This window comes from Nitrososphaera sp., assembly GCF_037447015.1.
Lineage (GTDB): Archaea > Thermoproteota > Nitrososphaeria > Nitrososphaerales > Nitrososphaeraceae > Nitrososphaera.
The window spans coordinates 49,641-73,667 of record NZ_JBBIHK010000007.1 but is presented as its reverse complement, the minus strand read 5'-3'; the positions used below and the strand labels follow the sequence as shown (position 1 = coordinate 73,667).

Annotated in this window: 27 protein-coding genes and 1 other RNA gene; 20 read left to right on the top strand and 8 right to left on the bottom strand. The window is 56.3% G+C overall.

From position 1 onward, the window contains the following. From WKI84_RS04485 to WKI84_RS04475, 3 genes are all read left to right on the top strand, one after another. Positions 1-363 (top strand): hypothetical protein, encoded by a 363-nt coding sequence (locus tag WKI84_RS04485; protein WP_337862326.1) that lies wholly within the window; start codon positions 1-3, stop codon positions 361-363. Positions 364-559: 196 nt separating this feature from the next. Beyond that, positions 560-1,819, top strand: coding sequence for a hypothetical protein (locus WKI84_RS04480; protein WP_337862325.1), 1,260 nt, complete (start codon positions 560-562; stop codon positions 1,817-1,819). 708 nt (positions 1,820-2,527) lie between these two features. Further along, on the top strand, positions 2,528-3,259 hold the full coding sequence (locus WKI84_RS04475; RefSeq protein WP_337862324.1) for a phosphatase PAP2 family protein: 732 nt from the start codon (positions 2,528-2,530) through the stop codon (positions 3,257-3,259). Here the strand turns inward: WKI84_RS04475 and WKI84_RS04470 are convergent. Both WKI84_RS04470 and WKI84_RS04465 read right to left on the bottom strand, forming a co-directional pair. Continuing rightward, positions 3,256-3,507: a hypothetical protein gene (locus WKI84_RS04470; protein ID WP_337862323.1), complete on the bottom strand. Its 252-nt coding sequence runs from the start codon at positions 3,505-3,507 to the stop codon at positions 3,256-3,258. The two genes, WKI84_RS04475 and WKI84_RS04470, sit on opposite strands and share 4 nt — an antisense overlap. Positions 3,508-3,590: 83 nt before the next feature. Then, positions 3,591-5,042 carry an NAD(P)/FAD-dependent oxidoreductase gene (locus tag WKI84_RS04465; protein ID WP_337862344.1) on the bottom strand — a complete coding sequence of 484 codons (1,452 nt, stop codon included), beginning with the start codon at positions 5,040-5,042 and terminating at the stop codon, positions 3,591-3,593. 64 nt (positions 5,043-5,106) lie between these two features. Between WKI84_RS04465 and WKI84_RS04460 the strand changes: the two genes are divergently transcribed. The 3 genes from WKI84_RS04460 to WKI84_RS04450 are packed head-to-tail and all read left to right on the top strand — an operon-like array spanning position 5,107 to position 6,945. Beyond that, positions 5,107-5,826 carry an HAD family hydrolase gene (locus tag WKI84_RS04460; protein WP_337862322.1) on the top strand — a complete coding sequence of 240 codons (720 nt, stop codon included), beginning with the start codon at positions 5,107-5,109 and terminating at the stop codon, positions 5,824-5,826. Positions 5,827-5,872: 46 nt separating this feature from the next. Further along, entirely contained in the window at positions 5,873-6,601 is a 729-nt protein-coding gene (locus WKI84_RS04455) for a hypothetical protein (protein WP_337862321.1), read from the top strand. Continuing rightward, the gene (locus WKI84_RS04450) at positions 6,580-6,945 is read left to right on the top strand and encodes a hypothetical protein (protein WP_337862320.1); all 366 of its coding nucleotides are present in this window, start codon (positions 6,580-6,582) and stop codon (positions 6,943-6,945) included. The genes WKI84_RS04455 and WKI84_RS04450 overlap by 22 nt, the downstream gene beginning before the upstream one ends. Here the strand turns inward: WKI84_RS04450 and WKI84_RS04445 are convergent. Continuing rightward, a complete protein-coding gene (locus WKI84_RS04445; RefSeq protein ID WP_337862319.1) occupies positions 6,895-7,323 on the bottom strand; it encodes an HIT family protein in 429 nt (142 codons plus the stop codon). The two genes, WKI84_RS04450 and WKI84_RS04445, sit on opposite strands and share 51 nt — an antisense overlap. Before the next feature lie 37 nt (positions 7,324-7,360). Continuing rightward, complete coding sequence (locus WKI84_RS04440; protein WP_337862318.1) at positions 7,361-8,806, bottom strand: hypothetical protein; 1,446 nt, start codon at positions 8,804-8,806, stop codon at positions 7,361-7,363. A gap of 148 nt (positions 8,807-8,954) precedes the next feature. On the opposite strand from WKI84_RS04440, the gene WKI84_RS04435 reads away from it, so the two are divergent. The 3 genes from WKI84_RS04435 (at position 8,955) to WKI84_RS04425 (ending at position 11,511) form a co-directional block, all read left to right on the top strand. After that, positions 8,955-9,719, top strand: a complete 765-nt coding sequence (locus tag WKI84_RS04435; protein ID WP_337862317.1) for a phosphoadenylyl-sulfate reductase — start codon at positions 8,955-8,957, stop codon at positions 9,717-9,719. 9 nt (positions 9,720-9,728) lie between these two features. After that, entirely contained in the window at positions 9,729-10,865 is a 1,137-nt protein-coding gene (sat, locus tag WKI84_RS04430) for a sulfate adenylyltransferase (RefSeq protein WP_337862316.1), read from the top strand. A 271-nt stretch (positions 10,866-11,136) separates the two neighbouring features. Next, positions 11,137-11,511, top strand: a complete 375-nt coding sequence (locus tag WKI84_RS04425; protein ID WP_337862315.1) for a hypothetical protein — start codon at positions 11,137-11,139, stop codon at positions 11,509-11,511. A gap of 340 nt (positions 11,512-11,851) precedes the next feature. On the opposite strand, the gene WKI84_RS04420 is transcribed toward WKI84_RS04425, so the two are convergent. Further along, positions 11,852-12,901 carry a hypothetical protein gene (locus WKI84_RS04420; RefSeq protein ID WP_337862314.1) on the bottom strand — a complete coding sequence of 350 codons (1,050 nt, stop codon included), beginning with the start codon at positions 12,899-12,901 and terminating at the stop codon, positions 11,852-11,854. 99 nt (positions 12,902-13,000) lie between these two features. Between WKI84_RS04420 and WKI84_RS04415 the strand changes: the two genes are divergently transcribed. Both WKI84_RS04415 and WKI84_RS04410 read left to right on the top strand, forming a co-directional pair. After that, positions 13,001-13,441, top strand: a complete 441-nt coding sequence (locus WKI84_RS04415) for a helix-turn-helix domain-containing protein (protein ID WP_337862313.1) — start codon at positions 13,001-13,003, stop codon at positions 13,439-13,441. Positions 13,442-13,471: 30 nt separating this feature from the next. Further along, a complete protein-coding gene (locus tag WKI84_RS04410) occupies positions 13,472-13,771 on the top strand; it encodes a hypothetical protein (protein ID WP_337862312.1) in 300 nt (99 codons plus the stop codon). A gap of 49 nt (positions 13,772-13,820) precedes the next feature. Here the strand turns inward: WKI84_RS04410 and WKI84_RS04405 are convergent, their stop codons facing one another. After that, the gene (locus WKI84_RS04405) at positions 13,821-14,117 is read right to left on the bottom strand and encodes a winged helix-turn-helix domain-containing protein (RefSeq protein WP_337862311.1); all 297 of its coding nucleotides are present in this window, start codon (positions 14,115-14,117) and stop codon (positions 13,821-13,823) included. A 196-nt stretch (positions 14,118-14,313) separates the two neighbouring features. Beyond that, complete coding sequence (locus WKI84_RS04400) at positions 14,314-15,555, bottom strand: hypothetical protein (RefSeq protein WP_337862310.1); 1,242 nt, start codon at positions 15,553-15,555, stop codon at positions 14,314-14,316. A 105-nt stretch (positions 15,556-15,660) separates the two neighbouring features. Here WKI84_RS04400 and WKI84_RS04395 point away from each other — a divergent pair, with 105 nt between their 5' ends. Beyond that, positions 15,661-16,371: a hypothetical protein gene (locus WKI84_RS04395; RefSeq protein WP_337862309.1), complete on the top strand. Its 711-nt coding sequence runs from the start codon at positions 15,661-15,663 to the stop codon at positions 16,369-16,371. Here WKI84_RS04395 and nth read toward each other — a convergent pair. Next, positions 16,304-17,041 (bottom strand): endonuclease III, encoded by a 738-nt coding sequence (gene nth / locus WKI84_RS04390; protein ID WP_337862308.1) that lies wholly within the window; start codon positions 17,039-17,041, stop codon positions 16,304-16,306. The two genes, WKI84_RS04395 and nth, sit on opposite strands and share 68 nt — an antisense overlap. A 152-nt stretch (positions 17,042-17,193) precedes the next feature. On the opposite strand from nth, the gene WKI84_RS04385 reads away from it, so the two are divergent. The 8 genes from WKI84_RS04385 to WKI84_RS04350 all read left to right on the top strand — a co-directional run bounded on the left by WKI84_RS04385 (position 17,194) and on the right by WKI84_RS04350 (position 23,948). After that, positions 17,194-18,378: an aconitase X catalytic domain-containing protein gene (locus WKI84_RS04385; RefSeq protein WP_337862307.1), complete on the top strand. Its 1,185-nt coding sequence runs from the start codon at positions 17,194-17,196 to the stop codon at positions 18,376-18,378. Then, positions 18,375-18,809 carry a DUF126 domain-containing protein gene (locus WKI84_RS04380; protein WP_337862306.1) on the top strand — a complete coding sequence of 145 codons (435 nt, stop codon included), beginning with the start codon at positions 18,375-18,377 and terminating at the stop codon, positions 18,807-18,809. The genes WKI84_RS04385 and WKI84_RS04380 overlap by 4 nt, the downstream gene beginning before the upstream one ends. Before the next feature lie 157 nt (positions 18,810-18,966). Further along, on the top strand, positions 18,967-19,188 hold the full coding sequence (locus WKI84_RS04375) for a hypothetical protein (protein WP_337862305.1): 222 nt from the start codon (positions 18,967-18,969) through the stop codon (positions 19,186-19,188). 26 nt (positions 19,189-19,214) lie between these two features. Beyond that, a complete protein-coding gene (locus WKI84_RS04370) occupies positions 19,215-20,228 on the top strand; it encodes a TIGR00269 family protein (RefSeq protein WP_337862304.1) in 1,014 nt (337 codons plus the stop codon). Positions 20,229-20,261: 33 nt separating this feature from the next. Next, positions 20,262-20,572, top strand: an RNA gene (gene ffs / locus WKI84_RS04365) — signal recognition particle sRNA. A 729-nt stretch (positions 20,573-21,301) separates the two neighbouring features. After that, positions 21,302-21,601 carry a hypothetical protein gene (locus tag WKI84_RS04360; protein WP_337862303.1) on the top strand — a complete coding sequence of 100 codons (300 nt, stop codon included), beginning with the start codon at positions 21,302-21,304 and terminating at the stop codon, positions 21,599-21,601. 23 nt (positions 21,602-21,624) lie between these two features. Further along, a complete protein-coding gene (locus WKI84_RS04355; RefSeq protein ID WP_337862302.1) occupies positions 21,625-22,893 on the top strand; it encodes a hypothetical protein in 1,269 nt (422 codons plus the stop codon). A gap of 2 nt (positions 22,894-22,895) precedes the next feature. Beyond that, positions 22,896-23,948 (top strand): DNA/RNA non-specific endonuclease, encoded by a 1,053-nt coding sequence (locus tag WKI84_RS04350; RefSeq protein WP_337862301.1) that lies wholly within the window; start codon positions 22,896-22,898, stop codon positions 23,946-23,948. The last annotated feature ends 79 nt before the right edge of the window (positions 23,949-24,027 follow it).

Below are 24,027 nucleotides of genomic sequence, written 5' to 3'. Positions count from 1 at the left end.
ATGTCTTCTTCTTCATCTTCTGCTACCACAAGGGTAGAGAGGCAGGACATTCGCAGGATAATAGCCGAGAATTTCGGCGACACCGACATCCGCTTTTCAAACGACGAGATACTCGTGCACCTCAACGACGACGCCCGGTACAAGGCAATGAACCTTGACGTGCTGGACTTTGAGGACGTCTTGCTGGAGATGGAAGAATCGGGGTTCTTGCGCCCGATTGCGCAGAATTTCAACACGCGCTATTACAAGATAATGACAGACCTTGTCGAAAAAAAGTGCGGGGACTGCGGCCTGCAGTCGTGGTACGCAGAGGCAGAGGAGCCCAAGGCGTGCCCCAGGTGCAGGTCCAAGAACCTGGGCTAAACAGCGCACATACGCACGTCTTATCCTTTTACTTATATAGACGCGTGAAAACCGCTAGCGCGCGTTTCCAGTGGAAAATGGCCAAAACAATTGTTCTTTTATACTACCTCGGACGCCTTTGACGGCAGGTGCGGCGGGAGGATTCAGAAGCAGCTCTTGGTCAGGCGTATAAAGGCCGCTGCGCAGGAAAGGCCGCATGAAACCGGTCAGCAATTACAGGCTTTTCATGGTTGCCGGCGGCATCATCGCCGCGTCCGCAATCCTGGCAGCGTATTTCCTGTACATTTCGCAGGCGCCGCAAACCGGCACAGATGCTGCCATAACAACCACGCATGATGACGATGACGGCGGCAGAAATGCGACCATAGTTGTCGCAAAGGGGATCGACGCCATCGACTCGGGCGTCACGTTCAACCCGCCGTTCGTCAGGGTGATAGCTGGGCACAACGACACCGTTACGTGGGTGAACAGGAACGAGACTTCGATAACGCTTGGAGGAATACACGGAGGCTTTTTCCGCGCGCCATATTTTGAAAATGTGACGCTTGCCCCCGGCGAGTCGTTCAGCTTTACCTACGGCAACAGGACCGGCATTTACCAGTACTATGAAAAGAGCTCAGGCAGGTTCGGGACGGTGCTTGTGAGCACAGAGGAACTAGAGGAGGCAAGGGTCTCCCCTGCCAGCCCTTCCATATTGCAGAAAAGCCCGAGAGAAACCGCAAAGGTAATTGCAAAAGCAGTCGACCCGGGCGACGACATTGCATCGGTGCGGCTCGACAACACGCGCATGGTTGCCTACGTGACGCAAAAGGGCGCAGACATACTCGTCCCACGGCTTTGCACTACATGCGACCCGTCGTCATACTATCCCGTGCATTACGCCAGCGCGCCAGGCAAGGCGGCGTTTCCCATGTCCAAGAGCACCAGCAGGCTGATGAACTTTACAAAGGGCGTAATGGAGGCTGCTGGATACAGGATGGACGGGTCCGAGCAGATAGACGCCGTAAACTCCGGCGACACGGCGCACATTTCGATATACCAGAAGGTGAACAGAGAATGGGCGCTCCCTGTGCCGGGCGCATACTTTGCGTTTGCTAAAGACTATACAATAATAGAGCTTGGCAGGTGGTACGAAAACGGCAGCATCTCCACCTACAGGTTTGGCCTCAGCCCCGACCAGGCGAGGGAGGTCGCAGGAGATTTCATGGATGGAGAAGTTGCCGAGAACCCGCAGATTGCAAAATATGCCTACAGGCTCGAAGGGGTAGGCCAGGCACAGGTCAACATCATAGACGACAAGGTGATGTACATAGTCCCTGTCGCCTATGCCGCGACGAACCCGGAATATCTCGACGACAAGGACCACTGCAACAGGCCGGCCTGGCAGACCTTTGAGGTCATGGTGGACGCCGCGACAGGCAAGAGCTTTGACTGGCATCTAGCCACTTGCATGTAAAAGACAGCGGGAGGATGTCAAGAGGCTCTGCCTGCCAGCATAGGCAGTACACAAACAAACAACGCATGTGTTTTAATTGCATGGTTTTAGGAGAGCCATTTCCGATACTGCTAACCTGCTGCTTACGGGTTTGCCCTCCTTCATCGGGCGCTGCTGCTAACTTGCGGCTGAGGAGCAGACTTGACAGGAGATAAACGGCATCTTGAGGGTCAGTGGCTTTGCATGGCTACTCACTCAGTGGCAAAGACCCATGCTGGATAAAAAGATGCAGAGTCAGGCTCTGAAATGTGGCGCTCCTGTGCCGTCAATTTCCAATCCTACTTGCAGAGTGGCGCGCGTGCTATTGATCCGAAGGATGCCAATGGTGCTGACGGCGGAGGCGCATTCATCGGCCGGCTATGCATCAGGGGTACGACCGGCGCGAACAAGGCAAAGATTACAAATGCAGCGACTGCGCCAACCAAGGCATCTATTCGCATCTATTCTCTGATAGGAGAGTCGTGCATTTTACTTTTCTGGCGCCCTTGAGACTTTGCCCTTTTCCATCCGCCCTATCCTAACACCCTGCTTTCCCCTACACGTCGCAATATTCGCCTAAAGTTAACGCCCGGCGATGAAGGGCAGATCAGTAAGCAAGTCAACAGTGTCGCATTTCCTTACCCAAAACAATTTAACGGCAGTACGTGCGCATCTGGATTGTTGTCCGACGTGGCAGCGTCAGCCGAGAGCAAGAGCCCGCCCTGGCTCTTTCGCATCCGCTCGGCCAGGTTTGCGGCGTTTGTAGCTGCCTTTATCGCGTTCAGCGTGCTCGTCGCTTCTGGCGCCACCAAGGCGATAGACGACCCCGTCAACAGGTACGCGCATTCGCTTCAGGGCAACGCGAGCCTGGATTCGGCCATGATAGCGATAACTACCCTGGGCGACGTTGGCACGCTCTTTGCTTTTGCCATCGTTGTCACGATAATCAGGCGCACCAGAAAGGCCGGCATGATATTTCTGATAGCAATCGTCGTGCTTGCCATCACCGTCATGTACTTGAAGCCGTTCATTGGCAGGCCCATCCCGCCCTACGAGTTTGCGCCCGGCGTCCAGCTTCCAGAGAATTTCGGGATAGAGAGCGACAGCCTTGCGCCGTTTGCAGCAGGATTTTCGTACCCGTCCGGCCACGCTTCCAGGGCCACGGCCCTTGCGTTCATCATAGGCTACCTGATTTACAGAAAGTCGAGGGTGGCAGGGTATGCGGTATGGGCGTTCCCGGTGATGGTCGGCATTACCAGAGTGTACGTGCAGCAGCACTACCCGACAGACCTGATTGGAGGGTTCCTGATAGGCGTCATCATATCGACCGTCCTGGGCAACGCCATGAAGATCTGGCAGCCGTTCCAGCTGTCCAAGTTCAAGGGCAAGGAAGACAGCAGCACGCGTCAGCAGCAGACCTAGGCTGAACTATTTCCTTCAAACCTTTCAAAGACCTTCTGGCTTGCAAGCAGCCATCCGTAATGGCTGTCGTCGTGCACGTACCGCAGGTCGCGCACCACGGGCACGACGTTCCTTTTCCTAAGAGTCAGCACAAGCTCGCCTTGGAACGTCATGCCCAGCTTTTTGGCCTTGCCCGTCAGCTTGTCGCCCCTTGGCAACAGGACGCGGAAGGAAAAGTCGTCTGCGCTTTTGATATACGATTCGACCATCCGGTCTACAGCCGGCCGGATGTCTGCGACGTCCCTTAAATCAAAAGTCTCTTGCACTGGAAAGCTCGCGTATTTCGACAGCGTCATTTGTACTTGGCAAACGCTTGCTGCAAGTGCCCGTGCAGCGTCTTTTGCCACGCGGGGAATCCTTCCGGCGTCTCGGGGTAGTCGTAATAGTGCGCCGTGAGCACCTTGTTGATGTTGGCGCAGTACCTGAGGTCATCGGCAAGTTTCTTGTTCATCGCCCCGCGTATCATCATCCCAAGCTTATCGACTGTGCTGAACTCGGGGTGCTCGCCCTTGGTTATCTTGTCAATGTCCATCTTGGACAAAAAGTGCTTCATGCCATAGTTGATCTGCTCGTTTGTCAGGCCCTGCAGCATTCTTCTAAAGACTTCGAGGCCGGCCGTCTTGTACCCATAGTCGTTGATGAAATGTTTATTATATTTCCAAAGTCCGCGCTCGGACACGTCGTTTGCCTGCAGCGCCTCGACGATGTCCTTGCCGGCTATTGTCGCCGCTATGATGGCCGGCCCAATCCCGCCGGCGTCGAGCGGCTTGGGCATCCAGGCCGAGTCGCCGACGAGCATGTAGCCGTTTGACACCATGCAGTCGTTCTGGCGCCTGACAGAGACCTGCCACGTGCCCCACGCGTTGCCGTCGTCCATCGGGCCGTCTGCGAGCTTGGGGTCCTTGATCACCGGGTTGTACCTCACGTACTCGTCGATGAGCTGGGTGAGGTTAGGGTGGACGCCCATTTCCTTGTTCCTTGCTTCAAACGCCTTTTGCTGGACGCCAAGCCCGATGTTGACCTTGTTCCTGCCTTTCGGGAACACCCAGCCGTAGCCGCCAGGCGCCAGCTTTTGGTCGAGATGGATGATGCAGTAGTCGGGGTCGAAAAAGGTCTTGTCCTCGTGGTCCAGCGTGAAATTATAGATATAGCGGCCGGTCGCTTCAAGGTCGTCCCGGTCTATGCGGCGCTCTATGAACGATTTTATCGGAAAGTTGGTGCGCAGGACAGAGGTTACGCCCGTGCAGTCGACCACCAGCCGGGCGGTCTTTTTGAAAGGCGTTTTGGCGTCAAGGTCGTCGCCTTCCACTCCGACGACGGCGTTGTTTTCGACGATGAGGGAGCGCAGCGCGACGCGCTCTTTGAACTCGACTCCCATCTTTTTGCAGTCTGCCATCTGGCGCTGAGGGAGCATCTTGCGGTTGAGGATATAGCCCTCGCCGTCAAACGCCACCTTGGTTTCATGGTCTGGCGAGAACGCCACGACGCCCTTGACGGGGTGCTCTATCTCGGGGCTGCCCCAGCTTATGTGTATCCGCTCGGTCATGTAGTCGACGGTGTTCTTGCCTACCGCGTCGCCGCAGACCCACCCCGACACGGTCTTCATGCCCTGCTGCGGGAAAGAGTTGCGGTCGATAACCAGTATCTTTAACGACTGCTTTGAGTAATAGGCAGCCGACGTGGCCACTATCATGCCGGCGAGGCCGCCGCCTGCGATGATGACGTCATAGTCGCGTTGGGGCATCTGCAAGCGGAAAGCGCCCGGAACGCTATTTAAATCATTATAAAGTCTCTCCTGCCTCTGCTACATGATAGAAAAAAGAATGGGGCCGTTCGTGTTTTTCGACCTCGGGCAGACGCTCATAAGCGAGTGGGACTTTATCGCCCATTTTGACGCCAAATTTCTGGAGCTGCTCAACGGCTTTGGAGCGCGCATCGACGCCCGGAACTATCGCGCCGTGCGCGACGACATTATCCGCAGCAGGAGGATAGGCCACGGCAGCGTCAGCGAGCTGATAATGGAGGTCTGCGCAGTCGTCCTGCCGGCCGGCTACGGCCAGGTAATTGCAAGCAGGATAAAGCCAGAGATAAAGAGGGGCCGCAAAGAGTTTTTCAGGTTTGCAGACGGCGCAAGAGAGGTGCTAGAGTCGCTTTCCTCAAAATACGAGCTGGGCATCATCGCAAACCAGTCAGACGACATACTGGACCTGCTGCAAGAGTACGAGAAATATTTCAAGGTAAAGACTATTTCCGGGGTCGCGCACCTGAAAAAGCCGAACCCCCGGATCTTCCAGCTTGCGCTGAAGGAGGCGGGGCGACAGGCCGGCGAGTGCATAATGGTGGGTGACAGGCTCGACACCGACATCTGCCCGGCAAACCGGCTTGGCATGAAGACCGTCAGGGTCAGGGACTCCCTCTTTGCGTTGCAGGAGCCGAGGGAAGAGTGCGAGTATGCGACCGGGACTGTTGCGACGCTTGCAGACGTGCCGCAGGCCATTGAAAACATAGTGGCGGCCTGGAAGCAGTGACGCGCGTGGCGCAGATTTTTTTATACTCTGACTGAGAGTATAGAAGATGATGGCCATTGCTGCTGTCATCATGGTTGCCGCCTTTTTGCTGCTGACATTCTTGCTGCTTTTGTCGGCAGCAAGCTCGTATGCCTCCAGCGGCAACGAATGGAAGACCGCCTACATGGTCGGCAAGTTCCTCAATGCAGAGCCGCCCAAGCCGGACCAGATTTTCAAGATCCAGTACAGGGTCGTAAACGGGACGGTGGAGGACTTTGGCGTCAGCCAAGAGGTAGACGGCTACCTCATAAGCAATTCAATCGCAGTCAAGGTCAAAAGCAGAGATAGCGGCAAGGGCGTGCTGGAAATCAATTTTCCAAGGAACTTTCCGTACACCAGCAGCATGTCTGGCGGAGGAAATTTCCACTTTTTTGCCAACGACCAAGACATCATAGCGGATGTCACGGCAAAGACAGACTGCTTTTACACCCTCAAAGCCCCATTTACAGGCAGCACCGAGATCGAGCTGGTCATGCCGTCCATACTCATCAAATCGCCTTACCACGGCGATAAAGTAGATGACAGCTGCACGACACAAACAGTCGTCAGCGACGTGCCGACGAGAGAGGACGGCACCATTTCGCCTCTGCATCAGTTCAGGGCAGGAGTCGCCGCAGGTGACATACTGTGCCGGGAAAAACTAGAGCTGGTGATAGACCCGGCAGGCAAGCCGTACTGCGCCATGCAGCATACAGCAAAAATCCTGAAAGAGCGATGGAACCTGCAGCAAGGGTAATTAGCACTTGGCAACAACGATCTTTTGCCGTGTCTATCACCACCATCATCAAGATGCTCAGGGGCACCCACAGGCACCCTGCAAACAGGGCGCTCCATGCGGCGGGGCTGCCTTTCTATGCGGCCGGGATCGTGATTGCAATAGGCCACTTTGCTGCAGGAGGAGCAGGAACTGACCTTTTCTTGGGGCTTGCCCTGTGGTCGCTTGCAGTGGCAATGTTTGTAGCAGGCCACGCGATAGAGGGCAACGTAAAGTCGATGACGCCCATTCTCCTTTTCAGGCTTTTCAAACGCTCACTTGAGCGCAATCTTGGCGGCAAGCGCGTCCATATCGCCAGCAGATAATTTTGGGCGGTTCCTGAACATCGAGTGGACGGGGCCGGCTCCGTCGCCTTTCTTGCGCGGGATGATGTGGACGTGCACGTGCGGCACCTCCTGCCCCGCCTCCCTGCCGTTGTGGATCGCGATCGTCGACGCGCCTGCGTTGGCGGCCGACTCGACCCTGCCGGCAAGCTGGCGCACGAGCTCAAACACCGCCTGCGATTCCTGCGGGCCCATGTCCTGCACGCGCTCAAAGTGCGACCTTGGCACGACAAGCGTGTGGCCCGCAGCAAGCGGAAACGCGTCGAGGAATGCCACCGCCTTTTCGTTCTGGCCCACTACCCTGACGGAGAGCTGGCCGGCGACTATTTTGCAAAAGATGCAACTGTCATCATGTGTCATTGCGTATGCCTAGCCGATCGTTTGCACCGGGCAGATATTAACTCGCCGGCGAGGCCGCAGAAGATGAAGGTTGCGAGGGAGGCGAAGGAGGAGCCAGCAGCCTCGCCAGCTTGGCCTTTGCAGCCACGTACCTGTCCGCAGCGTTATTTTCAATTGCAACCGACGCGACGCCTTTCTTGGCCACAAAGCCCACCCTCTCTGGCGCAAAGTGGTGCTGCCGCAGCTCCTCTGCCACCAGGTTGAGCACGTCCTTTGTCCCCACTATCAAATGGCAGCCGTGCTGCGACGCAGTTGCGTTCTCCACCAGCCCCTCCTGCGTGGCAAGTCTTGCGATCTCTTCATGGCGCACCGGAAGCTCGTTTACCGCAAGGTGGCAGTTTGCAAGGGATGCAAGGTCGCCAAGCGCAAACACGCCCCTTGCGCCCACCGGATAGACGGCCGTTACGTGGGCCTGCCTGTCATAGGGCGCCCCAAAGTCGGGGCAGTACTTGGCGATTATCTTGCCAAGCGCAAAGTGCGGCTCGCTCAGGCTCTTTAGCGCCTCGTCACGGGCAGCGGTTATCGCGCTGGTAGAGACGCCGGCGCGCTCGAACCTCTCTGCGTTTGCCGGCTCCATGAGCGTCAGCGCGTGCATGCTGACTGCTGCGAGGCCGCCGAGCCTGTTTGTAAGCATCACCTCCATGCCCTCCTCCACCTGATCGTACCGGGTAGGCAGCTCCTTGTTCGTTATCGCTACTGCGCTTGTGCCGTAGAACAATTTGCCTTTCTTGAGCGAGCTGTAATCTTCCTGCACCAGGTTGTAGCGGGCCGTGAACGCGTCGATGTTTGTGCGTATCCTGTCCAGCATTTCTTCTGCGGGCGCGTCGTATATCGGAAAGAACTTGAAGAGCGCGGGGTTGCCGCAGCCAAGCAGGTTCAGCCGCTCTATGGCCCCTGTCATGGCCACCCTGACGTGCACATCTGCGTCCGGCTCTCTTGTAACGTCTGTCACCTGCGTAAACGAGGTCAGGGCCGGCATGTAGCCGTCCTTGTTGCCCCGGCGCAGCTCTATGTAATCGAGCAGGCCAAACTGCGCGTCGGCGTGCTCTGTGAGTGCTACGGGAGCATTTGCCACCGACACCTTGGCCTTGAACGCAGAGAAAAAGCCCTGCAGCTTTTCGGACAGGGCCTGCTGCGACTCGGCGGTTGCAGAATGGACGCGGAACAGGGCAAGGGCCCGCTTGACCTCTACCTCCTTGTCGACTGCAGGGCTTGCAAGGTCGTAGACGCGCCGGGTGAGCTCGGGCTCTTTTCCTTCTATGTGGGCGTACGCGTCGAACCAGGACGGGGCGACCTTGATGGTCGTCCTCTTGACTTCTGCAAATGCTGCCCTGACCAGCTGCGGGTCGGCTTCAAGCGAGCAGGAGGAGACCCACTTTAGCGGATCGAACCCCAGCTTTCTGTACTGCTCGATATTATCCCAAAAATTGTTAGCCAGCCCCAATCTCTCCTAGCAATCACTATCTCTAGAGTAACGAATACGCAATATATAGAAAATAACTTGTTAATAAACAAGTTTCTTGCGGCCCGGGCAGGCGAAGGAGGGGGGGGGCAACAATCAATATAAGGCGTCCGACAACAAGACTGACCGTATGAAGCTGGACGCGGCCCAAGTGGAGCGGCTTGCAAAAGAGTTTGAAAACAAGACCGCCCAGCAAGTTTTGAAGTGGGCCCTTGACAATTTCGGGAAAAAGATCGGCCTTGCCTCGAGCTTTGGCGCCGAAGACGTTGCCATAATCGACATGATGTCCAAGATAGACAGCACCAGGACAAACGTCTTTACCCTGGAGACGGGGCGCCTCAATCAAGAAACATACGACGTGATGGACGACGTGCGCGCCAGGTACGGCATAAAGATAAACGCGTACTTTCCTGACCAGAAGGAAGTGGAGGAGATGATCCGGTCAAGGGGCATGAACCTGATGTACGCAAGCGTCGAGAACAGGAAACTGTGCTGCGAGATACGCAAGGTGCACCCCCTTAACAGGGCGCTCAAAGAGCTGGACGGCTGGATAACCGGCCTGCGGCGCGACCAGGTGGCGACGAGGGCCGAGACGAAAAAGATAGAGCTTGACGCGGCGCACGGCAACATCATCAAGCTGAACCCGATAGCAGACTGGACGTCTGACATGGTGTGGGGCTATATCAAAAAGAACAACGTGCCCTACAACAAATTACACGACGTAGGATACCCGAGCATCGGGTGCGAGCCGTGCACGAGGGCTGTGCAGCCGGGCGAAGACCCGCGCGCAGGCAGGTGGTGGTGGGAAAACGCCGCTGCCAAAGAATGCGGCCTGCACTTTGACCCCACCAGGATAAAGAGAAAGAACAACAGCAACAGCAGCAAGGACAAGTGATCGCATAGTTTGACAATATCACCGCACGGCGGAGGGAAACTAGTAAGCAGGCTGTCAAACAGCAGCAGCCTGGACGGCATGACGACCGTAATAGAGGTGTCGCACGATCTGCGAAACGACATCGAGAACATTGCAGACGGCGTCTTTAGCCCGCTTGAAGGGTTCGTTGGAAAGGAAGATTTTGAGAGCATCGTCAGGACAGGCAGGCTGAAAAGCGGGCTTGCCTGGACCGTGCCCATAGTGCTGGACGTTGACGAGGAGACCGCTGCAAAGGCAAGGCAGGCAGGCGAGGTGGCCCTTGCCGCTGCAGGAGAGAAATTTGCTTCCCTGAAAATTGAAGAAGTGTACACGTTTGACAGGCTTGCAAGCGCCAGGGCAATCTACGGCACCGACGACCTCAAACACCCCGGCGTCGACAAGATGGCCAGGATGAAGAGCCACCTGCTTGCAGGCAAGATAGAGGTCACAAAGAGGATCCCCCAGTCGCCGCTGAGGAAATACAGGCTGACGCCGGCCCAGACCAGGGCCGAGTTTGCCGCCAAAGGCTGGAAGACCATCGTCGGGTTCCAGACAAGGAACGTGCCCCACGTGGCGCACGAGATGCTGCAAAAGGCCGCGCTCAACCTGTACGACGGGCTATTTGTGAACCCGCTCATCGGCAAGAAAAAGCAGGGCGACTTTAAAGACGAGGTCATCCTCTCGGCGTACGAGACTTTGATTGAAAACTATTACCCAAGGGACAGGGCCATGTTCGTCACGCTGCACACAGAGATGAGGTACGCCGGCCCGAGGGAGGCCATCCACCACGCCATAATGAGGAAGAACTTTGGCTGCACCCACTTTATAGTCGGCCGCGACCACGCCGGCGTCGGGAGCTATTACCACCCGTTTGCCGCGCACGAGATATTCAAGGACTACCCGGACCTTGAGATACAGCCCGTGTTCTTTCCGGCGTTCTACTATTGCAAAAAGTGCCTCGCCTACGCAAACGAGCGCAACTGCCCCCACGGGCCAGAGGTGCGCGAGGAGCTGAGCGGGACAAAGATGAGAAAGATGGTCAGCTCTGGCGAGATACCGGCCGAGCACCTGATGCGGCCCGAGGTGTCGAAACTGATAGTGTCGTTCAAAGAGCCGTTCGTGTCCTGACGCAGAAACAAAAAAATGCTGTTCAATCTTGTTTTTGATTCCCTCTGTCATGCCAAGTGTTGAATCGGGTTAACAGCCGGACTCTATTTTCCTCATTTCATTGTGATATCGTTCAACTAGCTGTTCAAGCCTTCAGACAGAGATTTGATCTTGATAGTTATAGTGGTTCAGACATTAAATTCCTTAATGAAAGACGTAAACATCAAAAGTATAAATCAGAGCAGAGAACTCTACGTTTCGCCGTGTCCGATTCAAGATTCCCGAACCTTCTATGGAGGAAAAAGTTGAAGCTCTGCAGAGGGACGTGGAGCTTTTACAGAGGGAAGTTCAAAGGAGGAATCAAGAGCTGATGGGCGCTTTGACAATACTATGCTTACCAATGTCAACGAATAGGAAGTTAGAGGTTGGATTCAGCGTCTTAAGAAGGCTTCCAGATGATGTTCTTAAGCTGATTATTGATAGATACACAAAAGAAGGGATAAGAAGTGACATGACTTTCGATCAGATTATGGAACCAATGATAAAGTCATTAGGGTTTGAACGGCTGTGGTCGATTATTGGGAAAGAAAAAATAAGAGAGGAGTTCGGGGAATGGGCATTGGCAAGATGGACAGAAATGTCTAAAGATCATGGGTGTGAAGCATAAATGGTAATGGATCTTCGTACAGCACGTTTAGATATTAGCTCATACCTTAGCAAAATGAATATCTCCGCATCATCTGTAACCATTACTTCTTTCGAAGACGAGGGAAAAACTGTCAAAATAGAGGGATTCTACGACTCTTTCCTTGGAGATAGCTATGACTTTGTTTGCAAATATGATCCGATTACACGAAAGATGATTAGTTTTAAACGACTCAATAAACACACAGGCGACAGTTTTCTTTAGATGCGACTCTTCTTAATCACATGAAATGGAAGCTTCCTAGGACGGTAGGAAATCAAAACAAGATTAAACAGCTTTAAAAAAGGGGGAAGGTCCGGGCCTATTGCAGCCCCGGGACCGAGTTGTTTGCCGAGCTGTACGCCCTGGCTTCCGTGAACATCAGGAAGGTAAAGAACACGGGCTGCGTCGGGTTGTCCACAGACCACGGGGTCGACTGCGGCAGCGGCTCCTCCACGTCCACGCCCCATTCCTTCAGCTTGGCATAGTCAAACGGCGGCGGGTTTGTCAGCGACGGGTCGTCTGCAAGCGGGGTAAAGCTCTGCGCCTGCTCCGACGTGAGCGGGCCTATGCCGCCGGGAAGCCCGGTGCCGCTTGGGATGTTCACGAGGAACAGGAGCACAAGGAGCGGGGTGCCGTCGTCGTTCTGCACGTTCTTTGCGAAAGCGGCCTCGTCGACCACCTTGCCGACCATCAGGTGCATGAATATGTTCTCTGCGACCATCCTGCCTCCGTCTGTCTCGTCGTAGACGTTTGCGTGGCCGTACACCACGACCTTGTTGTACGTCAGCGGCACGTCGGCCCTGTCTATCATCGAGTGGCCGTGCTGGTACTGGTCAAAGGCGACGCCGTTTCCTGGCAGGAGAAAGTCAGGAGTCCTCGTCGGGAGCGGGGTCTGATCCGGGTCGTCGTTGTTCCATTTCGTGTCGACCATCTCCACCCTGTATTTGTGGCCTGCGACCTGGTGGTCGCCGTAGGTTATCGGCGCCACGTAGGTGGCCGTGAATCTGTTGTCGTTGCCTTCTTCTTCGCCGGCCTCCCTAAAGACGCCCTTGAACGAGGCGTCGACCTGCACGCCGCAGCTCAGCGAGTCGCCGCAGGAGAACGTGTCGTTAAAGAACGGGAATATGCCGCCGGGCCCAAACACGTTGGTCTTGCCTGCGGCCGGCTGGTAGAGCGCCTTGCCGCCTGCAAACGCCTTGACGTACGGCTTGTCTGTCGCGTCTGCCGCCTCTGCTTCCAGTGTCGTTGCTGCTTTGGATGTTGTCATTATGGCCATCACGGCCGGCGCCATTGCAACCAGCATGGCTGCAAAGACTGTGCCGATGACGATGTTGGTTTTGATCCTTCCGTTTTCCTCTCGGAATTTCATTGCGGGTGCTTTTGCTCCGGCTATAAAGGATTTTTCCCCAATTCGCACCCAAATTTCTCCCCAATCCGTTGCCCTGATACAACTTTATATCTGCGGGAAATGGCGGGAAGTCCAATGTTCGGCTCTGCGGCCGCCGGTACAGGAGTGCTGGGCGGGCTTGCCTCGCTTTTGCTGTCGCCGGCTTGGCTGCTACACGCTTATCCGAGCGGGCCCGCCGCAGCAGGAGAGGGCAGCGGCGGCTACATCGACCCCCGCTTCAAGCGGGTGCTGTGGTACCTGATAGCAAGCAGCAGGGGAGGCATCAACAGGGCCAAGATAATCGACCTTGTCAGCGGCAGGCCGGCAAACGCAAACCAGATAGCGCAGGAGCTCAAGCTGGACTACAAGACCGTGCTCCACCACCTCAAGGTGCTTGCAGAGAACGGCCTCATCATCACCGACAACAAGGACGCGTACGGCGCCACCTACTTTCTCACGCCGCTGATGGAAAAGAACTATGCGTCTTTCCAGGAGATCATGGGCAAAATTGGGAAAAAGTAAATTAGGCAAGCTGGGGGCCGCAAACCCGTAATGGACTTTATGCTAGGCGCCGCTGCGGCAGCCCTTGCAAACATCGGGCTCTTAGGAGGCATCATTGCCATGTACATACAGAGCCTCAAGGTGATCAAGTCCTACTTTACGTGGGGGCTGGTGCTTGTCGCCTCCCTCTTTATCGTCCAGAACGTGGTCATTGTCATCTTTTGGTCGAACCTCTATACGGCAGGGCCTGCTGTCAAAAACGTGGTCGACGCGGCGGCGCCGTACCTGTTTGCCATCAACGTGGCCCAGTCGGCAGGGCTTGCCATACTTTTCTGGATAACAAGAAGGTAGTCAGTTAGTAATAATAAATATAATAGAAGAAGGAAAGGGAAAGGAATGATCAGGCTACAAGCTGTATCCTGTCTTCCGGGTATTCTTGGATCAGCTGCGCCATGCGCGTAAAGTACTGCAGGAACTCTCTGCCCTTCTCCGTGGTCCTGTATACCTGCGTGCCGTCCACCATGCCCTGCTCCAGCAGGCCCTTTGACATGAGCTCGCCAAGGTAGTAGAGTATCTGCTCGTAGCTCAGGTTTGCCCGGTACATGATGTGGGTCTTTTTGATGCCGACGGTTGAAAGCGTCAGGACATCAGCCATTATCTCGATCTTGCCCCTGTTGTTTTTTCGCTCAGACATCATAAACATTAGATTGTTATAGATTATTTTAGGGGAATGGCGGAATTCGTGCAGGAACGGCCGTTCCAGCCCTGCCGTGGAACGCCTGGCAGCATGCACAAACGCCTGAAAAGCTCGAAAAGCGGCTTTTCGTCAAATAGAGAATGCAGTACTGCCACACATACGTACAGCGGCACGCCAAGCTGGCAGGGCTAGCTGGCTAGCCGGCCACGATCATCTTTTTGGCCTCGTCGATTGCCTTTTGCGCCGACGAAAGCGCGTCCTTTGCAGAAGAATACTCGCCGCTCTTTGCGGCAGAACGGGCGTCGTCGATGAGCGAAAGCGCCAGCTCCAGCTTTTTCACCGCCTGCGGGGTCCCCTCGCTCTTGTCAAGGAGCGACTCTGCCCGCCTCTCCAGCTTGTCCGCAGACGAGATCAGCTTCTGGGCCTGTGCGTCGGCCGCTCTGGCTATCAGTTTGGCCCGCGTCTGCTCTAAAAGCACGCCTGCCCTGTCAAGTACGGCGTCGGCGCCCTGTGCGTCCCCCTCGTCAAGCATCTGCCGCGCCTGAGACAGGAGCCCGGCGACGCGCTCCATATCGCCCTTGACCAGGGCGTTGTTCTTTTGCACCAGCTCTGTCAGGCGGTTGTAGAGGTCCTCAAGCTTGGCGAGCTTTTCCATCCCGCCGCCCACGGACACCCTGTACTCCTGTGTCTCCACCTTGGCAAAATTCACGTTCTCGGCTGAAAGGGCGGCAATTGCCGCCTGGAAATGAGAGTATGCGGCTACCTGGTGCGCCCGCGCCGCACCTCCGTCGCCGTGCTGGATGGCCTGGAGCGCAAGCGACGTCTCGACCACGCCGGAGCGGTACTCGCCGGCTGCCTTTTCAGGCAGGAGCAGGCCGGCGTCGACCACCTCCTTGACCTTTGCCGTGGCCACCTCCTGTGCCTGCAGGATGGATTTCTTGATGGCGCGCAGCCGCAGGTCGTCAGAGGCGACGTCTTCCCTGTCTGCGGCCACCACGAATGAATCGGTGGCCTTTTGGCCCCCGTAGTGGGCAGTCACCACGTATTGTCCGGGCCCGCAGTTGCCCACCGCTATCGGCTTTGAGACAAACGACCCGTCGGGGGCCGGCCTGACTTCCACGAGCGCGCACTGCCTCTCGTCCCTGGTTATCTGGACCTTGACGGCCGCAGGCGACCGGCCTTCCCCGGCGCCGCTGCTGGAAGGCACGATGCCGGCCACTATTACACGCTCGTCCTTGCTGTAAATGTCCCTGTTTGCAGTCACCAAAAGCCCGTTGGCAGAGCTGCTGCTATCGTCGTCGGCATATGCTGCCGTGGCATGATAGGGAATAAAGAGAAAGGCTGCTGTTGTTGTTGCAGCAGTAGCAAGCATTGCCACCATCACAATCAGAGCAGCATCAGCTGCTGCTACTCCTGCCACTGTCGCGGGCGGTGCCATAGGTTATGCACCGGAATGTAGATGCGCAGGATATTTCAGGAACCCCTGAAACGGCCGTTCCAGCGCGGCCCTTGCATATATATTGCCATTTGGCGGAGAAGGCACATGCGCCCGATAGCTGCGGCGGCAGGGGCCCTCGTTGTGGCCGCAATTCTGGCAGTACCGATTTTGCAGGCAGCGGCCCAAGGGATTCAGGCATTTGACGTAGTCAAGGCCGAGCGTAGCGAGAGCTTCTCGATCCCGTACGCGGTCGCAAACCTCGACCGCAAGAACCCGTACGTCTACACGTACGAGACGCCAAAGGGGCAGAACTGGATATTCAGCGTCGAAAACAAGCTCTCATACGTCGCCCGCGGCGACGCCAAGGTGGTGGTCGTGCTGCACGACGCAGACTCGGCAGACAAATCCATAGAGCTCCATATGTACGGAGGCGAGAACAAAAAGTATGCGGTGTGGGTCACCACCCCGGAGGCAGGCCACTCCAGCGTCCACCTCAACGAGGTGCGCGGCTGGGACGACCAGCAGCCGATAGGGGTCAGCTTTGCGGCAAACAATGGGCTCACAGTCACAGACGGCAGGAGAATAGTCGTGGACAGGCTGCAGATAGGGAGCTTTAACCTGGGCTCCGTCGAGGTGTACGGCAAGGACGAGCAGGCAGCCCTGAGCAACGCGTATTCAGGCCAGTTGAACATAGCGGTGATGTACGGCAGCCCGGCAGACACGCCCATCTACATGGTGCCGGCAATAGTCACCGGCGGGGTCGGGGCAGTGGTCGGCGTCCTTTTGCTCCTGAAGAAGAGGAAGGACCGCTGGTAGCAGCATCGATAGCCGTCGATTTGTAATATTCGCAGAAGCCTTTCAGGTCGCACGCGGGACAGTTTGGCCGGACGGGCAGGCAGATGTTCTGCCCGTACATGACAAACGTGTCGTTCACCTTTGTCCACAGTTCCCTGTCCACCATCCTGCCCAGCTCCTCCTCGGTCTGCTCCGGCGTCCTCGTGTGTACAAGCCCGAGCCTGTTTGATATCCGGTGGACGTGCACGTCTACAGGTATCGCAGGCTGGTCAAACGCGTAGACCAGCACGCAGTTGGCCGTCTTGCGGCCGACGCCGGGTAGCTCCAGCAGCCTGTCCATGTCCTGCGGCACCTTGCCGGCAAACCTGTCCGCTATTATCTGGGCCACCTGCTTTATCCGCGCGGCTTTGACGTTGTAAAAGCCGATGCTGCGTATCAGCTGCTTGATCTCCTCGATGTCGGCGCCTGCCAGCTCCTGCGGCGTCCTGTACCTGGAAAACAGCCTGTTGACGACTTTGGTGGTGTTTTCGTCGCGTGAGCGGGCAGACAGAATGGTGCCTATCAGTATCTTGAAGGGGTCGCCCTGCTCCTCCATCTGCAGGCCGCGCAGCGCAGTCAGGCGCGGGGGCTTTTCCCGGTAGAGCGCGCCCTCCATCTTTTTCAGGATGTAGCCCATGTCTTTTTTAGCCAAGGACGGATATACAGAAGAGGGTGAGGCGGGCCACGATATAATTCTGCTGCGCGCCTTGCGCTACTAGGTCCTCTTGTAGCATATATGCGGTTATTGCAGAGGTATTTACGAAAAGGCGCAGGCCATTTTTCTGCAAGAGTTGACCGGTGCGAATGGCAATGGTTCTTATACTCTTTTCAGCAAGTAGCAGCGTGGAGCTAACCCGGGAAGAAGAAAAGGCGCTCCGTGGCGAAAAGGGCGAGGCCCTAGCCTCCGCGTACCGCATACTTGCCGCAATAGGCGAGGCCACAGGCGCCAAAAGGCTCGTCCCCGTGAAATGGGCCCACGTTTCAGGAGTCAATTACAACACCATCGGCGACGCCGGCCTGGAATTCCTGGACAGGTTCAGCCAAGAGGCAAGGGTGGCGGTCAAGACCACGCTCAACCCGATGGGCTACGACAGGGCAAGGCCGGAGGGCATCTCTGCAGAGTTCAGAAAAAAGCAGGATGTCATCGTCAGGGCGTACGAGAGGATGGGCGTCACGCCGTCTTTTACGTGCACCCCGTACGAGGTCTTTGACCTCCCACGCAACGCGACCGTCAGCTTTGCAGAGAGCAACGCGGCAGTTTTCACCAATTCGCTCATGGGGCTTCGAACCAACAAAGAGAGCGCGCTGTCGGCGCTCGCAAGCGCAGTCACGGGCAAGGCCCCACTCTCCGACCTGCGCCTCGACGAGAACAGGAAACCCAGAACTGCCATAGTGCCAGAAATCGACATGGAGAATGAGCTGGACTACGGCCTGCTAGGGTATTTCGCAGGCAAGTCCGTGAGCGAGAGCAGCGTCGCCTTCCCCGGCATAGAGCCGGACAGGCAGCAGGCAAAGGCGCTTGCAGGCGGGATGGGGACTTCGGGCTCGTGCGGCATGTTTACCACCGGCAGTGCCAGGGAAAAGATCCCGTTTGGCAAAAAGGAGGCCAGGGCCGTGATGGACGAGCTCTCCACCGCAGACGACGGCGACGTCATCACTTTTGGCAGCCCGCAGCTCGGGATGCCCGAACTGGAGAGGCTGGCAGACATGGTGGAGGGCAAGAAATTCAAGAAACGCTGCATGATTTTCTGCTCAAAGGCGATACACAACCAGGCGTCAAAGGTAGGGCTGACAGGCAGGCTCGAGAAAGCCGGGGGCGAGTTCATGTGCGACTCGTGCACCTGCCTTACGCCGTACATTTCAAAAGACGAAGTGGATGCGGTCGTCACAAACAGCATCAAGGGCGCATACTACCTGAACCACTCCAACAAGGTCAAGGTCGCCCTCAAGGACATGAAGACGATTGTGAAGGAGTACACGACGAAATGATGATGATAATAGTTGCAAAAGGCTGCAGGAAAATAGTCGGCGGCAGGGGAAGCGGGAAGGCGCTTGTCACGGCGCAGCCGATAAACTTTCTTGCGATGGTCGACCCAAAGACGGGCGTCATAACGGACAAAAAGCACGAGCTTGCAGGCAAGTCGCTCAAGGGCAGGGTGCTAGTCTACCCAAACGCCGTTGGCAGCAGCGTCGGCGCGTACGTGTTTTACTCGCTTGCAAGGAACGGCGTGGCGCCAAGCGCCATAGCATGCACGACCAAGGCCGCAGACATCACCACCGCCTCCGGCTGCGCGATTGCAAACATACCCATGGTAGACATGCTGCCGGCAGGGGCCGGGATAAAAAGCGGGGTCAGCGTGACGGTAGACGCCGACGCCGGCACGATAACAACGGCAGAAAAAACAGCAGCAACAGTTTAATCTTTTTCATTCTCTATCAAAAAGTGCTCGGTGCGTGGCACCTTTCGACGGGCGAACTGACGGCACCTCAGCGTGCTGTATGACGACCAAAGCCCACGCACCGACTGACTTTAACCTTACTTTAACCTTATATTGGCGTGCGCAAGACGCGTACCCGTTGGTAAGCTACTGTCCCGAGTGCGGTGGAGAGCTAAAGTTTGACCTCGCAAGCAAGAATTTCATCTGCAAGAGCTGCGGGCTGTTTGCATCCAGGGAAAAGATGGACGAGATCCGCGACAGGGCCGAGGAAATGAAGAAGGACAAGAGGCGCCAGATGCACGACGAGTACATCGACTGGTGGCAATCGTCCAAGAAAGACAAGCAGCAAAAGTCATCCTAGAATAATTAATATCCCCTGCGAGTGCCTTGTCAGGTACGGCCTTGCAGCAGCAGACTAATCCTCGTCGCCATCATCACGAATGCACCAAGTGCGCCAGGGCGCCTCCGGTCTATTTCAGGGCCTACTCCGGCGAGCATTTGTGCAAAAAGTGCTTTGTGCGCGCAGTCGAGGAAAAGGCGGCGCGCACCGTTTCAAAATATTCTATGATAAGGCGCGGCGAGCGCGTCGCAGTGGGCGTCTCGGGCGGCAAGGACAGCCTATCGCTGCTGCACGTCCTCAAAAAGATGTTTGACGCGCACGGCCGCAATGCCAGCGACCTCGTGGCAGTCACTATAGACGAGGGGATTGGCGGTTACCGCGACGAGTCGCTAGGGATAGTGAAAGAGTTCTGCTCGCAGCTTGGAGTGGAGAGCAGGGTATTGAGCTACAAAGATCTGTTCGGGGTCTCGATGGACGAGGCGATGGTGGCAAGGCCGTCAGAAAAGATGTCGTCCTGCTCGATGTGCGGCACGTTCCGCAGGCGGGCCATCGACCTGGCCGCCGAGTCTGCCGGCGCCGACGTGGTTGCCACGGCCCACAACCTTGACGACCAGCTGCAGACGTTCATGATAAACCTGCTTGCAGGCGACGTGGAGCGCATAGGCTGGATGCACCCGCAGCCGGTCGAGTACGCGGCGGGCGGCATGAAAAAGGTCAAGCCGTTTGTCGAGCTGTACGAGCACGAGATAGCGTTCTATGCGCTCCAGTGCGACATCCCGTTCCAGTCAGAAGAGTGCCCCTACATGCACGAGAGCATACGCACCGACCTGCGCGAGTTCTTTAACAGGATGGAAAAAGAGCATCCGGGGATAAAGAACAACGCCTATGCGTCTATGATGAAGGTGGCAGAGAAGCTGCGCGCATCTGCTACTCTCAAGGACGGCAGGAAAAAGTGCTCTGCCTGCGGCAGGGACGCGACCGGCGATATTTGCTCGGTGTGCAAAACGGTCGGCGCGCTGAGGCCGGCGCCGTCGTCGTCGCCGCCGCAAAATAAAAGATAATGTAATATAGCTATTTTGCGCACCCGGCATCGGAGGCAGGGAGGGTCGGGGTGCTAGCCGTGCCCCACACTGGAAATCGGCTTCATGCCAGGACCAGCAACTGCCGGGTAAATCTGCCGGCAGGAGGTACCCGCTTGCCTTGCTGAAATGAAATCACGCCGTGTCGGATGGTTATGAGTAGCGATCTGCGCGAAGGCGCGGCGTCGACTATGAATCGTCGAAAGGGGTGAGGTCCGGGAGGGAGCAACCCTAAGGCGGCGTAGCCATGCTAGCACGTCTACGTGGTGGATCTTGCGGGGCTTGAAAAGGGGCCTTTTGCCGACGGTGGTACCGGCAGGCTGCCTCCTCTCTCTTCTCCTACTGGAAGCGATCATGTGGCATGATTTCTTTGGCCGTGTACAATTCTCTGCAGTATGTTTTGCAGGCAAAGCGGTCTTTTGCAATTGGGCAATGCTTTATGCAGAGCCTTGTCAAAAAGTACGGCTCTTTAATATACCGCCCCAGCCACTTTTTCTTTGTGTCCCAAAAAGGATTCTCCAAGATAGGTTATGCGAGTGCATCAGGCGGGAACATCTTGCAGAAATCAGGATAACCGCTAGCAAGGGAGTTTGATGATGTGTTCGTAGCACCAGAGGTCGCATCCGCTCTCCATTTTGTTGAGAAATATCCTGGCATCCCTGCCTCGCTTGCGGATTGGTTAAGCATGGTTCTTGCTGTTTATCGTCAAATTCCTGTTATCCAGACGCAGGATAGAGACTTTAGATGCATAATTGGGAGAGGACCCAAGTTCAAAGACGTAAAAGTTTGGTCACACTAAGAGTAAGCGACCAGGGCCGACTCTCGGGCATCTGGATCCTTTTTTGTAAGGTTTGAGTCCCGCTATGTTGCTCTCACTGTGAGTTCGAACCTCAGATTGAACCGCCACACTTTGACGTTTGGCAATGACCTGATGGAGACGCAACTCAGTCTTCTTGCATTTTAATTCAGCATTGTCCCCGGAACGCCAGCCGAACCGTTTGCGAAAGAATTTCCCGGAAAAGATAAATACTTGACCCATTGCCCGCTATTTTGAAATGGCCGAACCGGTAATCAAGTTCGATACACAGGGAAAAGCAGCAGTCATCAGCTACAACGTCCCGGAGCCGACGTCGTATTCGGGCAAGAACGTCATCGAGCTCGTCTTTCCAGACGAGTATTTCACGCCAATTGCCAAGAAGGTGCCGGAGAAGGAGCGCCTTTCTGGGACCGGTTCGACTGCCAAGGTGCCCACAATAAAGACATTATCAGGCATAAAGATGAACCTCAAGAGCGCGACGGTGGCCGCCAAGTCTTCTGCTGCTACTACCACTACCACCACCGCTGGCGGCAAATAACAGAGAGGCGAATGTGCACACACATGCCCACAGAAAAGATGCTAGAGATAGACGAGAAAGAGATGCAGGCCAACCTTGCCGAAGGCAAGCGGCTCAACATATACACCGCGCTGTCTGGAAAGCTGAAGTACAACTATTTGCCCGAGCCAAAGGTCGAGCCGAGGATACTGATAGTCGAGTCGTACAGGCTCTCGACGTACCTCGGCCAGTACGGCGCAGGCAGGACTATCAAGACCTACTCGCTCCTGCCGGGCGAAAAGACCACCATCAGCATCTCCACCTACAAGCGCACCGAGTCCACCTCCAAGGAGGCGTCGAGCATCCTCGACTCCTATACAGAGGAGAGCGCAGACGAGTTTGAAACGTCGGTGATGAGCGAGCAGTCAAGCAAGGAGAACACGACAAAGAGCTTTGAGTATTATGCCGACGCCGAGGCGAGCGCGACATGGGGCTGGGGCTCGGCCAAGGTGAGCGGCGGGGTCAGCGGCAGCTCCACCTCCGCGAGGGAGGAGTTTGCCAAGAACGTGTCCAACTCGACTTCCAAGCACGCCGCAAAGGCGTCCGCGCAGCGGAACGTCGAGGTGAACACCAGCTTTGAGACCACCGAGCAGACGGGCGAGGAGACGGCCATTTCAAGGGAGATACAGAACATCAATGTCGGCAGGACGCTCAATTTCACGTTCCGTCAGATGAACCAAGAGTTCATCACCATACTCCACCTGATTGATGTGAGAGTGGCGTTCTTTAACGGCTACGGCGAGTCCCGCGACGAAGTGCCCCTTGCCAAGCTGGACGACCTGCTGGACAAGTACGTCGCCGCTGCAAAAAAGAAGGAGGTCAAAGACGCAATCCTTGCAGAGCTGCTCTACATCAGGGACTACCAGGACAGGGAGCACGCCTTCGTCGAAGAGGTCAAGCTGAGGGGCGCAGGCTCGTACTGGCGCGTGAAAAAGGAATACGTGTCGCTGTACAAGGACGCCGCGACAGGGACAGAGATAGTGGTGCCCGGGATAATCCTAAAAGTCACAAAAAACGTCATGCGGACAGACGGCGTCATAGTCGAGGCGCTGCTCGGTCAGGCCGACGCGCTGGACGACTATTCCAAGGGATTGCAGGACGAAAAGGTCGAGGGCCAGAGGCTGGCAAACGAAAAGCTTGCGCTCGAAGTAGAACGGGAAAAGACCAGAAACGACATCCTAAGGAGGAAGGACATCGACGCGGCCAAGGTCTACGAGCTCCTGTTCCCGCCCCCTCCTCCTCCGCCTGAAGACAAAGAAGAGAAAGAGTCCTAGAGATGCCGTCCGACGTTTACCTCAACCGGCACGAGCTGGCGCTTGAAAAGTCGCAGCAGGTGACCCACGAAGAGGCACTGCTGTACGGCGAGTGCCTCACCGACGAGGCGCTTGCAAGCGACGAGCTCTTGACCGAAGAGGACGAGCAGCTGATACTGGAGTGCCTCACGATGGTGGCCGACGTGGCAGGCATAGTCGACCCCACAGGGGCGTCTGACGTCGTCGGGGCGGGCCTTTCGCTTGCAAGCGGCGATTATGTCGGCGCAGGGCTGAGCGTCATAAGCGTGTTCCCGTACGTCGGCGACCTTGCCAAGCTGGGCAAGGTCGGCAAATGGGTCGAGGCGGTTGCCAAGATAGTCAGGAGGGCAGGGGAGTCACCCACCTTCTTCAAGTACATCAGGAAGCCTCTGGAACAGCTGTACGCGGCGCTGAGCGCTCTGCCCGAGGGGATGATGGGCGAGCTTGACGAGCTCAGGGCGCTCATCAAAAAGTTCTTTGACGAGCAGGGGCTAAAGCTGGGCACGGACGCTGTCGAGTGGTCCTGGAAGTCCTTTTACAGGTTTTCAAAAGACGAGACAGAGAATTTCACGTACAAGATAGCCGAAGGCAGGCTCGTCCCTCCAAGCATTGTGCAAAAGCACTACAACCCCGCCGCCCGCAGCGAGCTGTCGTCAGGCACGAAGGAGCACGCGGGGCACATAATAGGCCGCAGGTTCGGCGGGCCCGAGGTTGAAGAGAACCTCTTCCTCCAGGACCCCACCATGAACGTCGGCGAATGGAAGGCGCTTGAAAACGAATGGGCGAGGCTGCTTGAAGAGGGGACGGGAGTCGAAGTCGAGATAAGGGTCGTCTTTCCCAAGAACAACCCCAGCATCCCGGCGGGAAGGGCTTCGGGCCTGGTGGCAAAGTGGAAAAAGATACTCCCAAGCGGCATCGAGGAAGAATACACGAACTATTTCCTGAACCCCATAAAGTCAGGGGCCAAGGGCGCGCAGGGCGCGGCGACATCTGTGGGCGAGGATCACACGGCAGAGATAATCCAACTATACGAATAGGCATGGAAGAAAGATAAGAGGATCCACGATTTCATCTACGGCGCTGTCTACGTCGCCTCAATACATAACTTTAAGATCC